Raw genomic sequence first — 21,381 nt, forward strand, 5'->3', positions numbered from 1 at the left:
CACTGGTCTAGCCGCACTGACCCCGCGCGGTTTTCGGGAGTGTCGTGTCGAACGCGGCACTCCTTTTTCTATTGCGCGTCGGCGATGGCCTCGCGCTCCATCTCGACGAAGCGACGGACCGAGGCCTCGACCGAATAATGCTCCTTCGTATGCCGGGCATAGCGCTCGCCCCAGCGCGCCAGCTCGTCGGGGTGGTCAATCCACCAATCGATGCGGCTGGACAGCAGCGCCGCGTCACGCACCGGGAACAGCGATTCGTCGAGCAACGCGAACTGACTGGCCGCGCTCAGCTCGGAGGCGGCGATCACCGGCACCAATCCGCAGGCCATCGCCTCGATCACGCTCACCGATTCGATGTCGGCGATTGAGCAATGCACAAACAGATCGCAGGAGCGCAGCAGATCGGGCATGTCGGCGTTGCGATGGAATCCGATCTCGGCCCTGCGCGCCAGCCATCCGGCGCGGAAACGCAGATAATGCTTCAGCGGACCGGTGCCGGCGATGATCAGCTGGATATCGGAGGCATGCCGGCACATGGAGGCGGCCTTGATCAGCGTGATCTGGTCCTTCTCATGCGCGAGCCTGCCCGAGGCGACCACGCGGAAGGGCACACGGGCCGGCGCCTTGGAATCCCTCGGCTCGCGGGGCGAGAACCGGGGCGCGTATCCATTCGAAATCACATGTGTGCGGCCGCGGTAATGATGGCGGCGCAGCAGACTCGCCGTCATCTCGGTGGGCACATGGATGTGGTCGATCCGTCGGTAGAGCCAGAAGCGGAACAGCGCGTAGAGGAACGGCACGGCGCCGGGGACGAACCGCAGCGGCCCCGCGGAATACAGCACGTTCTCCGGCTGCAGATGGAAGCCGGCGGTCACCGGTATGCCCATCTTGCGCGCGACGCGTGCGGCACGGCGGCCGAATTTGAACGGCATATAGATATGCACGGCGTCGCAGCCGGCGAAGGCCGTGCGGAACAGCGTGTCGGAGGGTTCGGCGAACTGCATCTGCTGCTTGGCCGCGAACCAGGAGACGAGCGGCACCTTGTTGACGCGGGCCGGATATTCGGGTGCGCCGACGCCGACCAGCCGCACATGATGGCCCTGGCGCTCCAGTTCGGCCGCCCATTGCAGCGCCGAGTTGGAGGTGCCGTTGCCCTGGTTGCCGATCGTGTCGACGACCAGCGCGATGGTCAGCGGCTGCGTGGCGTTCTGGTGTGCGCTTGCGTTCTCTCCCATGCGTTTCATGGTACGCGCCCGCGCGCGGATTGTCGCATCGCGCACGCGGCATGGGCAGGTCATGGCGTGGGTCGGCGCGCGTTGGCACAATAAGGGATATGACGACTTTTGACCGCCCGCTGGGCACTCCCCTTGGCTCCCATCCCACCCGCGTGCTGTTCCTCGGCGCCGGCGAACTCGGCAAGGAGGTCGCGATCGAGCTGATGCGCCTCGGCGCGTGGGTGTGCGCGGCTGACTCCTATGCCGGCGCGCCCGCGATGCAGGTGGCGCATGAGGCGCGCGTGCTGGATATGGCCAACGCCGGCGAGCTGCGCGCCCTGTTCGACGAGGTGAATCCGGATATCGTGGTGCCCGAGGTGGAGGCCATCGCCACCTCGGAACTCGCCGGAGCCGCGGCGCGCGGCATCCAGGTGGTGCCGAGCGCCGGCATCGCGGCGATCTGCATGGACCGCGAACGTCTGCGCGTGCTGGCGCACGAGGAGCTGGGGCTGCCGACGACTCCGTATCGTTTCGCCGGTTCCTTGGAGGAACTGCGCGAGGGCGCGACCGAGGTGGGATATCCGTGCGTGGTCAAGCCGGTGATGAGCTCCTCCGGCCATGGCCAATCGGTGGTGCGCGGCGCCGAGGGCATCGACGCCGCCTGGACCGAGGCTCAGGAGGGACGCCGCGCCGCCGGCGAAGGCGATGTGTCGCGTGTGATCGTCGAGGCGTTGGCGCCGCTGGATTACGAGCTGACGGTCTTGACGGTGAGCTCGTCGGCGGGGGTCGTCACCTGCGCTCCGATCGGGCAGCGTCAGGAAAGCGGCGACTACCGCGAATCGTGGCAGCCGGCGACCGCGATCACGGAGGTGCTGGCCAAGGCGCACCGCATCGCATGCGCGGCCGTGGAGGGACTGGTGGCCTGCGCGAAGGCGGACGGCGAGCGCGGCTGGGGCGTGTTCGGCGTGGAGCTGTTCGTGCTCACCGACGGTTCGGTGCTGTTCAACGAGGTCTCGCCTCGCCCGCACGACACGGGCATGGTGACGATGGCTTCGCAGCGGTTGAGCGAGTTCGCGCTGCATGCTCGCGCGATCCTCGGACTGCCGGTGACCGAGGGGCATGTGGCGCTGTCTCTTCGCGACGGACAGGTGGCCGCCAGCCATGCGATCGTCGTGGAGGGCGAGGGGCAGGCCGTGTTCACCGATCTCACGCACGCACTGGCCGAGCCCGGCACGGACTTGAGGATCTTCGCCAAGCCGGAGGTCCACGGGCACCGGCGCATGGCCGTGGCGCTGGCCATCGGCGATTCGGCCGACGATGCGCGCGCCCGGGCCGCCTCCGTCGCCGACGCGCTCGATATTCGCGTGGCGTAACCGCGCGATACCATCCGCAAGCCGTTGCAGGACGGATGATGCCATTTAGCCTGAGACCCCCTTATACCAATATGAGGGGGTCTCAGTGCTACCTGAGCGCCATTATGAGGAACCTGAGTAATCCCAAACGGCATTTTTAGCGTTACTTTGATGCCACTACGTGGCGTGTGGGTAACGCGTGGAGCCCCTAGCGTTATCCGCACGCCACTATATGGAGCAGAGGTAACGCCTAGAGGATGCTTAGCGTTATCTGTGCGCCACTTTGCGGCGTGTGGATAACACATGGAACCCTTGGCGTTACCCACACGCCAGTACATGGAACGTAGGTAACGCATAGGAGACGCCCAGCGTTACTTGCGCGCCATTTTGCGGCTTGCAGGGAACGGTTAGAACCCGCAGCGTTACCCGCGTGCCAGTACGTGGAGCCTAGGTAACGCGCAGAAGGTGCTTGGCGTTACCCACGCGCCGGTATGCGGAATATGGGGAACGATGAGCGGGACCTACCTTGCCCGCGGACGGCACGGCGGATGTGACATAGGTAACGGGCGAAGCGAGTCCATATGCCGTAAGACGGCGGCGCAGCGGGTATGCGGGGTTATAGACTGAAACGCGATTCGTAATCCCTTTCGCGAAAGGTATCCCAGCATGACCGCTGAAGCAAACGTCGGCGTCGTCGGACTGGCCGCCATGGGCGCCAGCCTCGCTCGCAATCTCGCCCGTCACGGCAACAAGGTGGCGGTGTTCAACCGTTCCTACGGCCGCACCGAGAAGCTCATCGCCGATCACGGCGACGAGGGCGCGTTCTTCCCCGCCAAGACGATGGAGGAGTTCGTCGCCAGCCTCGCCAAGCCGCGCACCGCGATCATCATGGTCAAGGCCGGCGAGCCGACCGACGCCATGATCGATGCGCTGGCCGATCTCATGGAGCCGGGCGACATCATCGTCGACGCCGGCAACGCGCACTTCCCCGACACCATCCGCCGCGAAAAGGCCATCTCCGCGCGCGGTCTGCACTTCGTCGGCTGCGGCGTGTCCGGCGGCGAGGAGGGCGCGCTGCTCGGCCCCTCCATGATGCCCGGCGGCACCGAGGAGTCCTGGAAGACCCTCAAGCCGATCTTCGAGTCCATCGCCGCGAAGGCGGAGGGCGATCCCTGCGTGACGCATATCGGTGAGAATGGCGCTGGCCATTTCGTCAAGATGGTGCACAACGGCATCGAATATTCCGACATGCAGCTGATCGCGGAAAGCTACGATCTGATGCGTCGCGGCCTGGGCATGACGCCGTCCGAAATCGGCGATGTGTTCGCCGAGTGGAACAAAACCGAGCTGGACTCCTATCTCATCGAGATCACGGCCGAGGTGCTGCATCAGGTCGATAAGAAGACCGGCAAGCCGCTCGTCGACCTGATCGTGGACCACGCCGGCATGAAGGGCACCGGCACGTGGACCGTGCAGTCGGCGCTTGATCTGGCCGTGCCGGTCACCGGCATCGGCGAGGCCGTGTTCGCGCGTGGCCTGTCCTCGCAGGGCGAGCTGCGCGAGGAGGCCGCCAAGGTCGGCTTCGCGGGCCCGGATGGTTCGCTGAACGTGGCCGAGGCCGATCGCGCCGCCGTGATTGAGGATATTCGTCAGGCGCTGTATGCCTCGAAGATCGTGGCCTATGCGCAGGGCTTCAACGAGATCACCGCCGCCGCCGAGGAGCACGACTGGAAGATCGATCTGGCGGCCGTGGCGCGCATCTGGCGCGGCGGCTGCATCATCCGCGCGAAGTTCCTCAACCGCATCTCCGATGCCTTCGAGGCCGGTCAGGCGGATGTGTCGCTGCTGTTCGCTCCGTATTTCAAGGACGCGATCGAAGCCGCCGAGGCGTCGTGGCGCCGCGTGGTGGCCCGCGCCGCCGAAGCCGGCCTGCCGACCCCGGTGTTCGCCTCCTCGCTGAGCTACTTCGACGGCCTGCGTTCCAAGCGCCTGCCCGCCGCCCTGATCCAGGGCCAGCGCGACTACTTCGGCGCCCACACCTACGGCCGCATCGACGAGCCCGGCGCGTTCCACACGTTGTGGGCCGAGCCGGGACGTGAGGAAATCAAGGCTTGATTTCCTCACGTCAGGACAGCCCAGTGGGCTGTCCGACGGCTCGGCCTGAGTGAGGCGAAAGCCGAACGAAGGCAATATGCACTGATGGCCTCCCGAAAGGGAGGCCATTCCTTAATTGCTGGGCCGAAGGCGAGACAGGGCTTCAGTGAGGCGGCAGCCAAGAAATCCCTTCCTGTCATTCTGAGCGGAGGCCGAAGGCCGGAGTCGAAGAATCTTATGGCCGAAACCAATCCTTCAAGCAGGGAGATCCTTCGACTCCGCGCTACGCTCAGGATGACAGAGAAGATGTGCTTCGCCCAAGGTAATGGCGGGAGTTCAGAGCAACGACGCCGCGCCCTTGTCCACGAACCAGAAAAGCTCATCAGCGGCATCGGCATAGGAGGACGGCGCCTCGGGATTGCGTGGCTTGGCCAGCGCATTGGCCAAGGCCTGCGCCTTGCGCTCCTCGGAGGTGATCATCCACGTGCGCGTGGAGCGCGTGATCATCGGCACAGTGAACGTCAGTCGCAGCGGCGGCGGCTTTGGCGAGTCACGCACACCGGCGACGAGCACATGCGGATCATCCAGCTTCACCTGCGGCAGGCCGGGGAACAGCGAGGCGAAATGCGAGTCCGGTCCCATGCCGAACTGCACGAGGTCGAGGCCATCCCCCTCCCCCAGCTGTTCGGTCAGCTCACGCTGGTACGCCGCGGCAGCCTCGGCCAGCACGGCATCGGTTTCCTCGGGAGTGGCAGCGGCGACAACCGAGGCAGGCCGCGTGTCGGCAGGCATCTCGTGGATATTGGCCTCGGGCAGCGCATAGTCGGCGACCAACCAATCCAGCAACGCCTCACGCGCCTGCCCTGCGTTGCGGTCCGGGTCATCGGCGGCGACGAAACGTTCGTCGCCCCACCAGAAGTGCACGCGGGACCAATCCACGGCCTCGACCAGCGGGGACGCCTTGATCGCGGCGAGCAAACGGTTGCCATCGGTGCCGCCGGTCAGGGCGATATCGAAGCGCGTGCGACCGGGTTCAGCCAACGCGTCGACGATGGTCAGCAGCGTGCGCGCGGCCGTCGCCTCGGCCAGAATCTCCGGATTCGGATAGACGACAATCTGACGTTGCGCCATGGAAATCCTTTCTCATATGTCGGATTTACTGATCACGACTTTCCTTGTCATTTTGAGTGGAGGCCGAAGGCTGGAATCGAAAAATCTCTTCCCATCTGACCGGGTGAGATTTTTCGACTCGCTTCGCTCGCTCAAAATGACAAATGAGGGCAAGCCTCCACTCAAAATGACAAGAGGAAAGCAAGCCGCTCAACATGACAGGGTGACGCTCAGCACGAGGGATGGATGAAATCCCATCCGCGCGTGACGACCTCGGCGTAGACCTCGTCGGGGTCGAGGCGGCGCAGCTCCTCGCTCAGGCATTCCTCGAGCGTGCGGGCTGGCACCGACATGGTCTGCGGCGTCTGACCGGGCGTGCTGATGACGGCCACGCCCTCGTCGGCCGAGGGGCGCTCCAAGCTCAGCGTGCCATCGGCGCGTTCCAGATAGACGCCGGTGACGGCCGTCGCGCCGGGCACATCCTCCATCGCCACGGACACGCCGAGCTTCAGGCGCAGCCATGCGGCGAGCATATCCATCGGCAGGAAGCCCTTGGGGCCGGCGACCCTGACCGAGATGATCGGCAGATGCGGCGGCTGGTCGAGCATCGTGGCGAGCATCGCGCGCCACACGGTCAGGCGGGTCCACGACATATCGATGTTCTCGGGCGTGAAATTGCGGCGGCGGTCCTCGATGGCGCGGGACGGGTTGCTCGAGCGCATCGCGTCGGTGATGCGGCTGGAGGCCATGCGCCCCAGCAGATCCTTCGACAGGTTGGCGGGCGCCTCGGTCGGCCACCAGGCCACAACCGGCGAATCGGGCACAAGCAGCGGGATGACGAGCGTGTCGGGATGGTGCACAAGCCCGGCGCGCGGGCGCAGCACGATGATCTCGCCGGCGCCGGCGTCCGCGCCGAAGCGGATCTCGGCGTCGAGGTTCGAGGGCCCGGCCTCGCTGGCCAGATCGGCGGCCATGCCACCGGTCGTGTCGACCAGCGTCGGACCGTCGCTCTTCGCGGCCTTCGCCGCCTCGATGGCCTCGTCCTCCTGCTCGGCCTTGCGGGCCGCCTTGCCGGACTGCGGCACGATGGCGATCACACGGCACGGATGCTCGCGGCTGGCCGAGTTGGCCACCTCCAACGCATGCTCCAACTCGCCCTCGTCGGTGGCGATGAGCAAGGTCAGCACGCGGCCGAGCGCCGCCTCGCCGCGCTCCTCGTGCAGTTCGTCGATTTTGCGCGAAATCTCGCGCGTGCGGGTGTCCTTCAGGGTGATGATCATGGCAGCCTCCAATGGCGTCCGTCGCGGGCAAGCATCTCGTCGGCCTCGGCCGGTCCCCACGTGCCGGAGCGATAGGGCTGCGGCTGGCCCAGCGTGGACCAGAACTCCTCGATCGGGTCGAGGATCTCCCAGCTCAGCTCCACCTCGCGGGTGGTCGGGAACAGCGGCGGATCGCCGAGCAGCACGTCGAGGATCAATCGCTCATAGGCCTCGGGCGAGCTTTCGGTGAAGGAACGGCCGTAGGAGAAGTCCATCGACACGTCGCGCACCTCCATCGAGGTGCCGCCGGGCACCTTGGCGCCGAAGCGAATGGTCACCCCCTCGTCGGGCTGCACGCGGATGACGATCGCGTTCTTGCCGAGTTCGCGCGTCGCGGTCGATTCGAAGGGCAGATGCGGGGCGCGCTTGAACACCACCGCGATCTCGGTGACGCGCTTGCCCAGGCGCTTGCCCGCGCGCAGATAGAACGGCACGCCGGCCCAGCGGCGGGTGTCCACGTCGAGGCGGATGGCCGCGTAGGTCTCGGTCGTCGAATTCGGGTCGATGCCCTTCTCGTCGAGATATCCGGCCACCTCGTGCGAGCCCTGCCATCCGGCGGCGTACTGGCCGCGCGCCGTGTGGGCGGCGAGATCCTTGGGCAGGCGCACGGCGGAAAGCACCTTGGTTTTCTCTGCGGTCAGGTCGGCGGCGGAGAAGCTCACCGGCTCCTCCATGGCCGTCAGCGCCATCAGCTGCAGCAGATGGTTCTGGATGATGTCGCGGGCCGCGCCGATGCCGTCGTAGTATCCGGCGCGTCCGGCCACGCCGATGTCCTCGGCCATCGTGATCTGCACATGGTCGACGTAGTTGGCGTTCCAGATCGGCTCATACATCGAGTTGGCGAAGCGCAGCGCCAGCAGGTTCTGCACGGTCTCCTTGCCGAGGTAATGGTCGATGCGGAACACGCTCGACGGGTCGAAGACCTCGGAGACCACGCGGTCGAGTTCCTTGGCCGACTCGAGGTCGTGGCCGAAGGGCTTCTCGATGATGACGCGGCGCCAGGCGTCGCCGACCGACTTGGCCAGGCCGCAGTCGGCCAGCTGCCGGGAGACGACCGGGAAGGCGCGCGGCGGCACCGACATATAGAAGGCGTGGTTGCCGCGTGTGCCACGCTCGCGGTCGAGCTGGGAGACCGTGTCGGAAAGGCGCTCGAAGGCGGCCGGATCGTCGAAGGTGCCCTGCACGAAGCGGATGCCGGCGGCCAGCTGGGTCCAGGTGCTTTCGCGGAAGGCCGTGCGGCAGTGCGCCTCGACGTTCTCCTTGACGAAGGCGCGGAACTGCTCCTCGCTCCAGTCGCGCCGCGCGAAGCCGGTCAGGCCGAAGCTCGGCGGCAGCAGGCCGCGGTTGGCGAGGTCATAGATGGCGGGCAGCAGTTTCTTGCGCGACAGATCGCCGGTCACGCCGAAGATCACGATGCCGCAGGGTCCGGCGATGCGCGGCAGTCGCAGATCGCGCGGATCGCGCAGCGGATTCGTCCACGGTTGCTTCGCGGACGCAGGACTTGTCTGATTCATATTCCTTAGTCTACGGCCGTTCCTCCCGCCGCGCTCCCCTTTCCCATATCCCGGCTGAGAGCTGAATCACAATGCCCGGCGCACCCTGGATACATGTATCCCGCGGTTGGTATTCTGAAGCGGTCGAAAAGGCCATTTGCAAGGCCATCGAAAGGCTACAGGAAGGCATTTCCATGGAGAAGTTGGGCAAGCTCTACGAGGGCAAGGCCAAGCAGTTGTTCGCGACCGACGACCCGGAGGTGCTCTGGGTCGAATACAAGAACTCCGCCACCGCCGGCGACGGCGAGAAGAAGGAGGATTTCGAAGGCAAGGGGCGCCTGAACAACCGCATCACCACCCTTATCTTCGACCTGCTCAAGGCCCGCGGCATCGACTCCCACCTCGTCGAGCGCGTGAACGACACCGCCCAGCTGGTCAGGAAGATGGAGATGTTCCCGCTGGAGATCGTGCTGCGCAACACCACCGCGGGCCATTTCTGCTCGCGCCTGGGCGTCGAGGAGGGCATCGATCTGGACGAGCCGGTGCTCGAGTACTTCATGAAGAACGACGAGCTGCACGATCCCTTCGTCAACGATGATGATCTGGTGGCGCTGCATGTGTGCACGCGCCAGGACCTCGCCGAGATCGCCCCGCTGGCCAAGCGCATCAACGAGGCCCTGATCGAGATCTTCTCCAAGATCGACGTCAAGCTGGTCGATTTCAAGATCGAGATGGGCCGCACTTCCGACGGCACGCTGCTGCTCGGCGACGAGATCACGCCGGATTCCTGCCGCCTGTGGGACCAGCGCGACCATTCCGGCAAGGTCGAGCATCTCGACAAGGACCTGTTCCGCCGCGGGCTTGGCTCGATCATCCCCGCCTACGAGGAGATCGAACGCCGCCTGACCGCCCTCGCCGCCGAAGAGGGCGTCAACGTCGACTGACACACCGACCCGCACCCATGGATGCGGGTCGTTCCGTCCCACCGACCAACCTGCGATCGCAATAAGGAATACTTCATGGTTTTTCGCGTGTATGTGGAGAAGAAGCCGGGCTTTGACGTCGAGGCCCGCCAACTGTGCGACGAGCTGAGGGATATCCTCGGCGTCACCGCCCTCGAGGGCGTGCGCGTCGTCAACCGTTACGATGTGGAGGGCATCGCCGCCGACCTGTTCGAGCGGACCGTCCCGGTGGTCTTCAGCGAACCGCCGGTCGACGTGGCGTCGGCCGATATGCCCGATTTCGGCGACGACAAGGTGTTCGCCACCGAATTCCTGCCCGGCCAGTTCGACCAGCGCGCCGACTCGGCCTCCGAATGCATCCAGCTCATCAGCCAGGGCGAGCGCCCGACCGTGCGCTCCGCGAAGGTCTATGCCCTCGCCGGCAAGCTCTCCGATGCGGATGTCGAGGCCATCAAGCGCTATGTCATCAACCCGGTCGAGGCGCGCGAGGCGTCGCTCGACACGCGCGACACCCTCAAGACCGTGGTGCCGGCACCGGGCAAGGTGGAGGTCATCAACGGCTTCCGCGACATGGACGAGGCCGCCGCCCTCGCCTTCATCGAAACGCGCGGGCTCGCGATGGATTTGGCCGACCTCGAGTTCTGCCAGCGCTATTTCCGCGATGTCAAGCGCGATCCGACGATCACCGAGATCAAGGTCATCGACACGTATTGGTCCGACCATTGCCGTCACACGACCTTCGGCACCGAGCTGACCGACGTCACGATCGATGATGCGACCGTCAAGTCCGCCTTCCAGCGCTATCTCAAGCTGCGCGAGGAACTCGGCCGCGAGGCCAAGCCGGTGTGCCTCATGGACATGGGCACGATCGGCGCGAAGTGGCTCAAGAGGAACGGCGTGCTGACCGGCCTCGACGAGTCCGAGGAGATCAACGCCTGCACCGTCAAGGTGAAGGTCGACGTGAACGGCGAACCGCAGGATTGGCTGTTCCTGTTCAAGAACGAGACCCACAACCATCCCACCGAGATCGAGCCCTTCGGCGGCGCGGCCACCTGCATCGGCGGCTGCATCCGTGACCCCCTGTCGGGCCGTTCCTATGTGTATCAGGCGATGCGCGTGACCGGCGCCGGCGACCCGACCGTGCCCGTGGCCGACACGCTCAAGGGCAAGCTGCCGCAGCGCAAGCTGGTGACGACCGCCGCCGCCGGATATTCCTCCTACGGCAATCAGATCGGCCTGGCCACCGGTCAGGTCAACGAGCTCTACCACCCCGGTTACGTGGCCAAGCGCATGGAGGTGGGCGCGGTCGTGGCCGCGACCCCGGCCGACCATGTGCGCCGCGAGACCCCGGCCCCCGGAGACAAGCTCATCCTGCTCGGCGGCCGCACCGGCCGCGACGGCATCGGCGGCGCCACCGGTTCCTCGAAGGCGCATAACGTCGAATCCCTCGAACTCGACGGCGCCGAGGTGCAGAAGGGCAACGCTCCCGTGGAGCGCAAGCTGCAGCGCCTGTTCCGCCGCAAGGACGCCTGCCGCCTCATCAAGCGCTGCAACGATTTCGGCGCCGGCGGCGTGTCCGTGGCATGCGGCGAGATCGCCGATGGCCTCAACATCGACCTCAACACCGTGCCGAAGAAATACGAAGGCCTGGACGGCACCGAGCTGGCGATCTCCGAATCGCAGGAGCGCATGGCCGTCGACGTGGCCGCGGGCGATGTCGACGAATTCCTCGGCTACGCCCGCGAGGAGAACCTCGAGGCCGTGGTCGTGGGCACCGTGACCGAGGACCCGCGCATGGTGATGACGTGGAACGGCGACGAGATCGTGAACCTCACGCGCGAATTCCTCGCCTCCAACGGCGCTCCGAAGCAGCAGAACGTGCATGTCGAGGCACAGGGCAACTACGAAACGCCGGCCGCCTGGCGCGCCGGTTCGCTGGCAGAGCGCATGCATGCCCTCGTCACCGACCTCAACGTCGCATCGAACAAGGGTCTGTCGGAGCGCTTCGACTCCACGATCGGCGCGGGCACCGTGCTCATGCCCTTCGGTGGCGCGCGCCAGCTCACCCCGGCCGAGGCGATGGTCGCCAAGCTGCCGGTGTTCGGCGAGACGACGACGGCCTCCGCGATGGCGTGGGGCTTCAACCCGTTCATCATGTCCGCGAACCAGTTCACCGGCGCCTATCTGTCGGTGGTCGAGTCGCTGGCGAAGCTGGTCGCCGCCGGTTTCGAGCATGAGAAGGCATACCTGAGCTTCCAGGAGTATTTCGAGAAGCTGCGCGACGAACCGGAGCGCTGGGGCAAGCCGATGGCCGCCGTGCTTGGCGCGCTGATGGCGCAGGTCGATCTCGGCGCCGGCGCGATCGGCGGCAAGGACTCCATGTCCGGTTCCTTCGAGGATCTGGACGTGCCGCCGACGCTGGTGAGCTTCGCCGTCGCCGTAGGCGATGTGCGCCGCGCCACCTCCCCCGAGTTCAAGGCCGCCGGCCACCGCGTCTTCCGCGTTGCGCCGCGTTATCTGGCCGATGGGCTCACGCCCGATGCCCCGGCCCTGCTCGAGGCGTTCTCGATCGTCGAATCGCTGGTCGACGACGGCACCGCGCTGGCCGTCTCCACGCCGGGCTATGGCGCGAGTGCCGAGGCGTTGTTCAAGATGACGCTCGGCAACCGCATCGGCCTGGCCTTGGATCCGTCGATCAGCGCGGACGATCTGTTCGCCCCGGCCTATGGCTCCTTCTTCATCGAGCTCAAGGACAACGAGAAGATGCCCGCCACCTCGAATCTGGTGGAGGTCTGCGAGATCGGCGAGACCACCGAGGCCTACGAGTTCAAGGCCGCCGGCGAGACGCTTGATCTGGCTCAGGTGCAGGAGGCGTGGGAATCCGGCATCGAATCGGTGTTCCCCTATCGTTCGAAGACCGTGGACCCGGCCGGCGAGGGCAAGGCCGTCGAAACCGTCTCGTTCGACGCGACGAAGCGGACCGTGCGCACCGGCGCCCCCGTGGCCAAGCCGCGCGTGGTCATCCCCGTCTTCCCCGGCAACAACTGCGAATATGATTCCGCCGCCGCCTTCGAGCGCGCGGGTGCCGAGGCGACGACGCTGATCGTCAACAACCTGACGCCGGCCGCCGTGGCCGAGTCCACGCATGCGCTGGCCGAGGCGATCCACAACAGCCAGATCGTGATGATCCCCGGTGGCTTCTCCGGCGGCGACGAGCCGGACGGCTCCGCGAAGTTCATCACCGCGTTCTTCCGCGCGCCCGAGGTCACCGACGCGGTGCGTGACCTGCTGAAGAACCGCGATGGCCTGATGCTCGGCATCTGCAACGGCTTCCAGGCGCTGATCAAGCTCGGCCTCGTGCCCTTCGGTGACATCGTGGATGCCACCGCGGAAAGCCCGACGCTGACCTTCAACACGATTGGCCGCCACCAGAGCCGTCTGGTGCGCACGCGCGTGGCCTCGACGCTCTCCCCCTGGCTGGCGAAGACCTCGGTCGGCGATGTGCACACGGTGGCCATCAGCCATGGCGAGGGCCGCTTCGTCGCCTCCGACGAGATGCTGGCTTCGCTTAAGGCCAATGGCCAGATCGCCACGCAGTATGTGGATGAGACCGGCGTGCCGTCGATGGACCTCGGCGTGAACCCGAACGGCTCCATGCTCGCCATCGAGTCGATCACCAGCCCCGACGGCCGTGTGCTCGGCAAGATGGGCCACACGGAACGCCGTGGCAGCGGCCTCTACGTCAACGTCCCCGGCGACAAGTTCCAGCCGCTGTTCGAGTCCGGCGTGGAGTATTTCACCGCCTGACGCGAGCCATCCCCGTTCTACGAAAAGCCGCCCCATCCGGGCGGCTTTTCCTATTTCGTCTTCATCAATCCCGATAACGCCAATGTGGATAATCCAGCCTCCATCCACATTCTCCCCACGGCTTGACTTAGAAAAAACCGACGGGCAGGGTTGATCCACAACAGCTTGCATCGAAAGAGCCGACTTTACAGGGGCGAATGTCGAAGGAGATTCCATGTCGAAGACTCAGGCCTGGGGAGACGAAAGCATCCGCACCGCACATGTGACGGAACCCATGTATCTTATGGGGGCCTGTATCGGCGATTTCGACGAACCTACCGTGCGAACGGCATTCAACGAGATCAAGCCAACCGGCGCCAGGAAGCTCCATTGGAAGGACATGCGCCCCGCCAATAGACGAAAAGCCGTACGAGCCATGCGAACCATGGCAATGACGGGCATCATAACCTTGGCAGCCCCGATCAGTCGATGGAACACATCCGAACGAGCCCGGAGAAAATGCCTCGAAATCATGCTGCCATTGCTGGAGCATGAATACAGGGTGGAGCAATTCACTATAGAAGGGCGCGACATTGCTCAAGACAAAAAGGACATCCGATTCATTGATGCGCTGCGCAGCAAACACTATATCGACGCGCTCCGCATACACATCATGCGAGGTGATACCGACGCAAGGCTCTGGCTTCCCGATCAAATGCTCGGAGCATTTGGCGACCTACACTCGCTTGAGATGCCGCATACTGATGCGATGAATGAATACGAATCCCTCATCCAGCAAATACATATCGTGGCCGTTCCCTGAGACCCGGCAACGTCATTCACTGGTTCTATACTGACTACCAAGCCAACCCCGCAGGGGAAATGGAAGTGAAAGCCGGACGCCCCGTGTATCACGGGGGCCGGCTTTCGCGTTACCAGAGTCTCTGCCTCCATAACCAGTCGTGCATACGGGTGTCAGGAAACGGGAGGAAGGGCAAGACTGACCGTGACCTCGGTCGGGGTGTTTTGCGCGTCGACAGAGAAGCGCAGCTCGCCGCCGCGTTCGGCGGCCAGCGCACGCACGGACCGGATGCCAAGTCCATTGCCCGGATGCTTGGTGGAGGCAACCGCAGGCGCTTCGAGATCGGGGACCTCCCCCGCGCAGGTGTTGGCGATCTCAAGGAACAGCGTGCCCTGCACCGCGCACGAGGCACGCACGCTCAGGCGACCCTGCCCAGCCATGGACGAGGGCAACGCCGCGAGCGCATCGACGGCGTTCTCAAGTAGGTTTCCGAAGACGACGGACAGGTCGGCGTCCGGGATGGCGACGCGCGCGGGGATATCCATATGCACGTCGATCCGCGCGCCCGCGGCACGGGCCAGGTCGGCGTAATAGACGACGATGGAATTGATGGCGAGATGGTCGCAATATCGGATGCGGGAGGAGACCTCCGCCCCGACCGAAGCGTTCAGACCGTCGAGATAGGCTTTCAATCCCGCGTCATCGCCCTTGTCCACCAGCGCGCGGATCGCCACCAGATGCTGGCGCAGGTCATGACGGGCGCGTTGGGCCGCGGCGATGCGCATTTCAAGATGCTCCTGCTGCATTTGGCGCATCTCCAAACGACGGTTGGCCTCATTCACGGCCGTGTTGCGCTCCGCCTGCACGACCACGCCCCATAGCAAGGCGTAGACCAGCGCGCACAGGATGGCGAAGAGCACAGCCATCGTCAGATAGAGCAAGGTCTGCGCCCTGTCCCGGGCCACATCGTCGGGCTGCGGGGTGAATACCGTGATCATCGACACGGAGATGAACGGCATCAGCCATGCCACGGCCCACAGACGGTCAGGCAGCGCCGGCGAATCGACGATGCGAGGCAATGCCCGGCGCATCGGCCGCCAGCAGCCGGCGATCAGCACAATCGCGAGCACCCATTGCGTGATGGCCCCGGGCCACGCCGTGAACGGCATATCCTTCAGCTCCTGCGGCAGCGGGGCGTTGCTGTCGATGATCACCGACACATCGATGCACAGCATCATCGGAATCAGCGAGGTGGAGGCGATGAACAGCGAGCGCAGGAAGGTCAGCCCGGACAGCCTCCAATAGAGCGGGATCAGCACGCACATCAGCGCCATGAAGGTCGGGCGGATGCCATGTCCGGTCAGACCGCACCACACGCCGGCCATGGTGAAGGCCGCGCACATCGTCAGAAAGGCCATGACGACCGCAGGCTTTGACCACCGGGTGCGCCCCCAGACCGCCACGATGCTCAGCACCCAAGCCGGCAGAAACTCCCATTGCGACGACACACCATAGAGCACAAGCTGCCATGTCGGCAGGGTTGTCATCCGATTCCTCCCTCCAATCGACCGAATCCACGGTCATGATAAGCCCGCCGGGCCTTCGGCAGCTCACGCCTACTCACCGGCATCGTCGCGCCGCTGGTCATGGCCGCGCCTTTGGCGGAGATATCGAGCACATGGTCGAGGTTGACGATCACACCGCGAGAGACGCGGATGAAACGCCCGTCCTTGAGCAGCGTCGTTTCGGCGGCGCGCATGCTGGACCGCAGGCGTATGACATGCCCATCGTCCATCGTCACGTCGAGGTAGTGCCCCCGGGATTGGAGGGAGACAACCGACGCGGCTTGGAAATGCCGCTCGGAGGCGTTCGTTCCGACGGTCTCGTTGATGCGCCGGTCGACGGGAATGGACACGACGGTCTCATCGGGGGAAAGCACACGGTCGAGCGTGGAGAACAGGGCGTCGCGGGAATACGGCTTGACCAGGTATCCGCTGGCATAGGCGTATCCCTCCACGGCATAGTCCGCGCTCATGGTGGTGAAGACGATGGGCGTGGAGACACCCGCGGCACGCAGGGCCTTGGCCACCTCCATGCCGGTTGCGGCGCGGCCGGCGCCAAGGGCATGACCGGCCGGCTCTCCGTCCAAAAAGATATCGATCAACAGCACGTTGTATTCGCGGCATGACTCGGCGCGGCGAGGATCGGCGAAGACAAGGCCGTCGACGTCGCGTCCGAGCGACTCGGCACGCACCAGACCGAGGTCCTGCGACGTGCTCGCAGTGTCCACGGCGATCGGCATGGACCATTGTTCGCCGTATTCACGCAACCATGCGGCGAGCCGTTCGGCGTCCTCGTGCCGATCATCGATGATCATCGCCCGCATGCGAACCTCCCGTATGCTTTCAGTATGCCATCCCCGGCGTCGCGGCAGGCCACCCGGCACCTAGCCGGGTGCGGGGCGCGACGGCGTCGATGCCTGCGTTTCTCCGTATCCGGGCAACGTCGCATTCCATCGCACGCGGCCGCCCAAGAAAAATGCATCCCTCCGCAGGGACGCATACAAAGGTCACCATAGGGGGTCCCTTCTGTGCCATCAAATTTCGGGCACCAACGGCGGTCATGGGGCGTCGAACGGCATGGTAAAACCGGCTCACGGGGTGAGCGTGAGCCGGTTTCAGAAGCGCGGCGATACTGGAGAGGCGCCCCGCCGCGCAGGTTCGGCACCGGGACGGGCGGAGGCTGGCCGATGCGCCAGGCCGCACCGCCCCGTGATTCCCGACGGATTCAGGCTACGGGAAGCGCGGCATCACCTCCGTCGGATGGCCCGGCCCACGGCAAGCGCCGTGACGCCCGCCGCCAGCAGCAGGGTCGTGCCGACGAGCAGCGCGGTCACGCCGACGCCGGTGTGTGCCAGGGAATATCTGGTCGTCGTGCTTGGCACATAACGGCGTTTGGTCGTCGTCGTGGTCGTGGTGGTTGTCGTGGGCGGCGGCGTGGTCCTGTTCTCGAACCGCACCGCGCCTACGCGGACGGCCTTGCCGTTTGCGCCCGTGCGTGCGATCGTGGCGGAGGCGACCTTGAGGCTGCCGTTGCGCTTGACAACGTAGGTGACGGTGGTCACGCGCGTGTCGTAGGTGACTCCCGCCACCGCTTTCTCGCCATCGGCCGGCGTCAGCTCGCGGATGGTGTAGACGTAGGTGCCCGGTGCCTCGAACTCGACCGTGCCGAAGGGGATGCGCCCGCCGGCGATGTTGGCGATCACTCCGTCCGCGCCAACGCCGGAGAACATCGGGGCCTTGAGGTCCTTCACGCCTTCGTCGGACGGGGTGGCCTTGCCGGTGACCTTGAACCGGTATTGCCCGCTCTTCGGAGCGCTGGTCGAGCCGTCGGGCGCGACCATGACCTTGAGTCCGTCAAGGGTGGTCTCCACCGGATCGATGTTGACGAACACGCCGTATGCGCTCACCTTGCCGTATTCCGGCGCGGTGACGATGCCGCTGTTGTCATACGTCGCCGTGGCCGTGAGCGCGCCGCCTTTCTTGGTCACCGTGACGGTGACCTTGGTGACGTGCCGGTCGTAGGTGATGTCCGGATGTGTGGCGCTTTCGTCGATTTCGCGTATCGAATAGACATGGGTCTCCAGCACGCCGTCCCGTTGCGTCGACCATGCCTCGTATGTCGGCAGGTTCTTGAACACGGCCCAGCCGGAGGCGTCCGTCCGCGCGGTGTCGATCACCTTGCCGCTTCCGTCGACCAGCTCGAAGCCGAATTCCCCGGAGAACTGACGTTCCTGGCCGGTTTCGTCTCGCAGTATCTTCAGGACCTTGAGCTGCAGCGACGTGGAGAGCCTCTTGGAGCCCGGCGTGGGAGGCGGAGGCGTGTCGTTGACGAACTCCGGCACTTCGCCTATTCCCAGTTCGTTTCCGGCGACAACGGCGTAGACAAGGTCCGTGCGCACTTCATTGTCGTCAACAGCAACGGTGACCGTCGCCGTATAGACGCGCTTGTCATAGACGATGTTGGAGCCACCACTGCCGGCGACCTCGCTGATGGTGTAGACATGCGTGCCCTTATGTTTCTCCGTATAGGTCACCGATCCGAAGTCCACGCTCTCGCCTTTGTTCGTCACGGTGATCACGCCATTCTTGGCGCCGTCAGGCATCGGCGAGTTCGAATTCTCCGCCTTCAACGTGAATCGGAAGGTGCGGTCTCCCAGCGAGCCGGAGGCCATGCGCTTGCTAGCTTTGAAGCGTAGTGAACCGGACTCAGGTTGGGGCGATGGCGGCGTATTGACGAAGATGGCCTCGGCGGTCGTCTTCTTCCACGCCGCGAACCCCAGCGTCGAGTTGTCATACGACGCGCTGGCCTTCACACCTTGATCGTCCTTCGTCACCGTAACGGTGACTTTGGTGATATGGGTGTCATAGGTCATTCCGGGATCGTCGCCCTTGACCTCACGGATCCAATAGTCGTACGTCTTCGGGAACTCGCCCTTCAGCTCGTTCTCATCATACGAATATGTGATGGGAGCGAACTCGAATCTGCCATTCGTGTCCGTGAAAGCGGTCTTGATGGGTTCGGCACCAGCCTCGGCGGAAGGATTCTTGTCGAAGAGATCGAAGGAGTAGTGGCCTTCGAAATTCAACGACTCGCTGGATCCAGCATATGCCAGCAACTTCCTGCCTTTGAGCCGAATCGAAGTTCCTCCAGGCTCCTCGTCGATCCTGTGGTTGACAAAGTCGACGGTGCTCTCGTCGGGCAGAGGGCCCGATTCGATATCCGGAGCATCCTTGTCGCCCTTGAAGATCTCGGCCACAACTGCCTCGTCCTCGGCAAAGTCAACCAGATTGAAGCGCACCCAGTAGACCGTGTCGTCGTATCGGATACCGGCATCGGAATCGGGGATCTCGGTGACCTTGTACCAATACACGCCGGGACGGGTGAAGTTGATATCGTCGGACCGGAACACACCCACGGTCCTATCCTCAGTGGAAACCCCCTTGTTCTTTATCTCACCGGTCGACTTGTCTACGTTCGGAGGCAATGGTCCTCGGTCCGTGTCCATTGTGCCGTCTCCGTCCAGATCCAGCTGCACGGTCTCAATCTTGAACGTGAACATGCCGTCCTTGATCACGCCACCTTCGAAACGCTTCGTGCCGTTGATGGCGAAACGTCCCTGCGGAGCGAGATATCGATTCACGAACCTGGCATCCGAGGAGCCCTTGGCCGGAACGTCATTGAGATAGGTCACCTCAGCTGCAAGCTTGCCGTCCGCTCCCTCGGTGACTTCAACCGTGACCATGGCGATGTCCAGGTCATAGGTGAGGCCGGGAACAGTGGAGATCTCCGACTCCCACGGTACTTCAACATCCTTGAGCTCGTCCGGTGCTACCTCGTATATCACGTAGTGGTAGGTTCCAGCCTCATCGACCGCGATCTCGGGGAACGGCGCATCCGCGTTCTCACGATCGGAAGACTCGCCATTGACCGTCGAGGCGACGATCTCGCGCTTCGCCAGTTCCTGATAGCCATCGGCATTCCAGTCGCCCGGATTGAAGTCCTTGACCTCTTCCTTGCCGATCTGCACCAGATTGAACTGATACTGGTTTTCGCTAATGCCGATTGCATCCTCCCATATGCCTTCGAGCGTCTTATGCGCCTTAAGCCGGAACGACGCTTCGGGCTTGTCGGGGATGGTGTTGGTGAAGGTAAAAAGAGGTGCAGTGTTGGGATTAACAACTGCTTGAAGATTCCCGTCTTCATCCTTGTCCAACGTCACAGCGATGGTCTTGATTTCCTTGTCGATGACCATGCCTTCGATGGCAGGGTCTGGGTCAAGCTCCGTCACCGTGTAGGTGAAGGTCTGGCTTGCGGCGCCCTTCAGATCGGACTCGGTGAAGTCAATCGAACCGAAATCGATGGCATCGCCCTTGTTGCCGACCTCCACACAAGTGCGGCCGCCTTTGCAGGGCTTGGCGCCCTCGGGCATCGGAGTGCCCTGCGCAGCGGACAACCTGAACTTGAATTGGTCGTTTTCAAAGGTCCAAGTCGAATCGTCAGCGGTCTCGACGATCTTCTTGCCACGGAACGACACAGAGGCCTCGGTGGTTCGCACGGAATTCTCGAATCGCATGTCGTCCTCGGTATAGGACGCGCCATCCTTGGCGATGCTGGCCGTTGCCTTCAGAGCGTCACCCTCGCGGACGACCTCTACCGTGACCTTGTAGACGGAAGCATCATAGACAACGCCATCGCCTTCGGTCGCCCTCTCGGTGACTTCGTAGTGGTACGTGCCTTTCGTATCGAAAGACAGCGGCTTGAACGAAGCCTCGCCTTCACCTGTGACCGTGGTCGTGTCGATCTCGATGCGCTTATCGCCCTTGATCTGCTCAAGCACGAAGGTGAAGGTGCGGTTCTTGAGTGACTCTGTATTGTTACCTGCTAGAGTCTTGTCAACTTTCAGCACCACCTCGTCAGGCTGAACCGCATGGTTGGTGAAGACCGGCTTGTTAGCCGGCTTATCGCCAACCAGATATTCAGTCGAAGCTTGGAGCTTACCTTCAGAGTTGGGACCAGTGACGTTGACCTTCACCGTATAGACGGTCTTGTCATACGTAATCTTGTCGTTGGTTCCGGCTTTCTCGGTGATGGTGTACGTATGCTCACTCACCTCGTCGTAGGAAAGCTCCTTGAACTTATTGCTGCCAGAGCCCTTGATGTCCACCGTATCGATGACCTTATCGCCCTCCTTGAGTTCGAAGGTATATGTCTCGTTCTTCAGGACATCAGCATCGCCATCCAACCGCTTCTCCACCAGGAACTGCGCTGTCGCCGAACTTGGTTCGGGGATTGTGCGCTTGTTGACGAACGCGATGACATCACCTTCGGCCGAAGCACCATTCTTAGTGATGGTCGGAGTGATCGTCGCGCCATTCTGGATATCGGCCTCGCTCACCTCGAAGGTGGCAGTGTAGACGCTGCCGTCGATGGTCACGCCATCGGCGGTGGACTTGGTCTCCTTGACCGTGTAGACATAGGTATCCGCTTTAGTGAAAGTGATGGTGCCAAAATCGACAACACCGTTGGCATTGGTGACTTGGGGGCCCTTCGAAGGCGCAGGTGCATTGCCCTGTGGCGTAACCGTGAAGGTGAACTTGCCGTTGTAATCGGCAATGTCCAGCTGCTTGGTCATGTCCTTGTCATCAACCACCGTCTTGGTGGCAGTCAGGCGGCCCGTCGCATTGTT

12 protein-coding genes are annotated in these 21,381 nt (G+C 63.9%); 5 read left to right on the plus strand and 7 right to left on the minus strand.

Features of this window, described 5'->3' with window-relative positions; translation table 11 throughout:
* Positions 1-68: 68 nt before the first annotated feature.
* Positions 69-1,244 carry a glycosyltransferase gene (locus tag AC1AUD_RS03050; RefSeq protein ID WP_476571973.1) on the minus strand — a complete coding sequence of 392 codons (1,176 nt, stop codon included), beginning with the start codon at positions 1,242-1,244 and terminating at the stop codon, positions 69-71.
* A gap of 89 nt (positions 1,245-1,333) precedes the next feature.
* Here AC1AUD_RS03050 and purT point away from each other — a divergent pair, with 89 nt between their 5' ends.
* Together purT and gndA are read left to right on the plus strand one after the other, a co-directional pair.
* Complete coding sequence (purT, locus tag AC1AUD_RS03055; RefSeq protein WP_476571975.1) at positions 1,334-2,587, plus strand: formate-dependent phosphoribosylglycinamide formyltransferase; 1,254 nt, start codon at positions 1,334-1,336, stop codon at positions 2,585-2,587.
* Between the two features lie 645 nt (positions 2,588-3,232).
* Positions 3,233-4,681 carry an NADP-dependent phosphogluconate dehydrogenase gene (gndA, locus tag AC1AUD_RS03060; RefSeq protein ID WP_476571977.1) on the plus strand — a complete coding sequence of 483 codons (1,449 nt, stop codon included), beginning with the start codon at positions 3,233-3,235 and terminating at the stop codon, positions 4,679-4,681.
* 315 nt (positions 4,682-4,996) lie between these two features.
* Here the strand turns inward: gndA and pgl are convergent, their stop codons facing one another.
* From pgl to zwf, 3 genes are all read right to left on the minus strand, one after another.
* Entirely contained in the window at positions 4,997-5,791 is a 795-nt protein-coding gene (gene pgl, locus AC1AUD_RS03065) for a 6-phosphogluconolactonase (protein WP_476571979.1), read from the minus strand.
* Between the two features lie 209 nt (positions 5,792-6,000).
* A complete protein-coding gene (locus tag AC1AUD_RS03070) occupies positions 6,001-7,050 on the minus strand; it encodes a glucose-6-phosphate dehydrogenase assembly protein OpcA (protein ID WP_476571981.1) in 1,050 nt (349 codons plus the stop codon).
* Positions 7,047-8,603 (minus strand): glucose-6-phosphate dehydrogenase, encoded by a 1,557-nt coding sequence (gene zwf, locus AC1AUD_RS03075; protein WP_476571983.1) that lies wholly within the window; start codon positions 8,601-8,603, stop codon positions 7,047-7,049. Before zwf ends, AC1AUD_RS03070 begins: the two co-directional genes overlap by 4 nt.
* 173 nt (positions 8,604-8,776) lie before the next feature.
* Here zwf and purC point away from each other — a divergent pair, with 173 nt between their 5' ends.
* From purC to AC1AUD_RS03090, 3 genes are all read left to right on the plus strand, one after another.
* Complete coding sequence (purC, locus tag AC1AUD_RS03080; protein ID WP_476571985.1) at positions 8,777-9,526, plus strand: phosphoribosylaminoimidazolesuccinocarboxamide synthase; 750 nt, start codon at positions 8,777-8,779, stop codon at positions 9,524-9,526.
* A gap of 75 nt (positions 9,527-9,601) precedes the next feature.
* A complete protein-coding gene (locus AC1AUD_RS03085; RefSeq protein WP_476571987.1) occupies positions 9,602-13,351 on the plus strand; it encodes a phosphoribosylformylglycinamidine synthase in 3,750 nt (1,249 codons plus the stop codon).
* A 214-nt stretch (positions 13,352-13,565) separates the two neighbouring features.
* Positions 13,566-14,153 carry a hypothetical protein gene (locus AC1AUD_RS03090; RefSeq protein WP_476571989.1) on the plus strand — a complete coding sequence of 196 codons (588 nt, stop codon included), beginning with the start codon at positions 13,566-13,568 and terminating at the stop codon, positions 14,151-14,153.
* Positions 14,154-14,305: 152 nt separating this feature from the next.
* Here AC1AUD_RS03090 and AC1AUD_RS03095 read toward each other — a convergent pair whose 3' ends face one another.
* The 3 genes from AC1AUD_RS03095 to AC1AUD_RS03105 form a co-directional block, all read right to left on the minus strand.
* On the minus strand, positions 14,306-15,679 hold the full coding sequence (locus AC1AUD_RS03095; protein ID WP_476571991.1) for a sensor histidine kinase: 1,374 nt from the start codon (positions 15,677-15,679) through the stop codon (positions 14,306-14,308).
* Entirely contained in the window at positions 15,676-16,518 is an 843-nt protein-coding gene (locus AC1AUD_RS03100; protein ID WP_476571992.1) for a LytR/AlgR family response regulator transcription factor, read from the minus strand. Before AC1AUD_RS03100 ends, AC1AUD_RS03095 begins: the two co-directional genes overlap by 4 nt.
* 423 nt (positions 16,519-16,941) lie before the next feature.
* Positions 16,942-21,345: a Spy0128 family protein gene (locus tag AC1AUD_RS03105; RefSeq protein WP_476572564.1), complete on the minus strand. Its 4,404-nt coding sequence runs from the start codon at positions 21,343-21,345 to the stop codon at positions 16,942-16,944.
* Between the last annotated feature and the right edge of the window lie 36 nt (positions 21,346-21,381).

Source organism: Bifidobacterium sp. LH_730 (genome assembly GCF_056355835.1).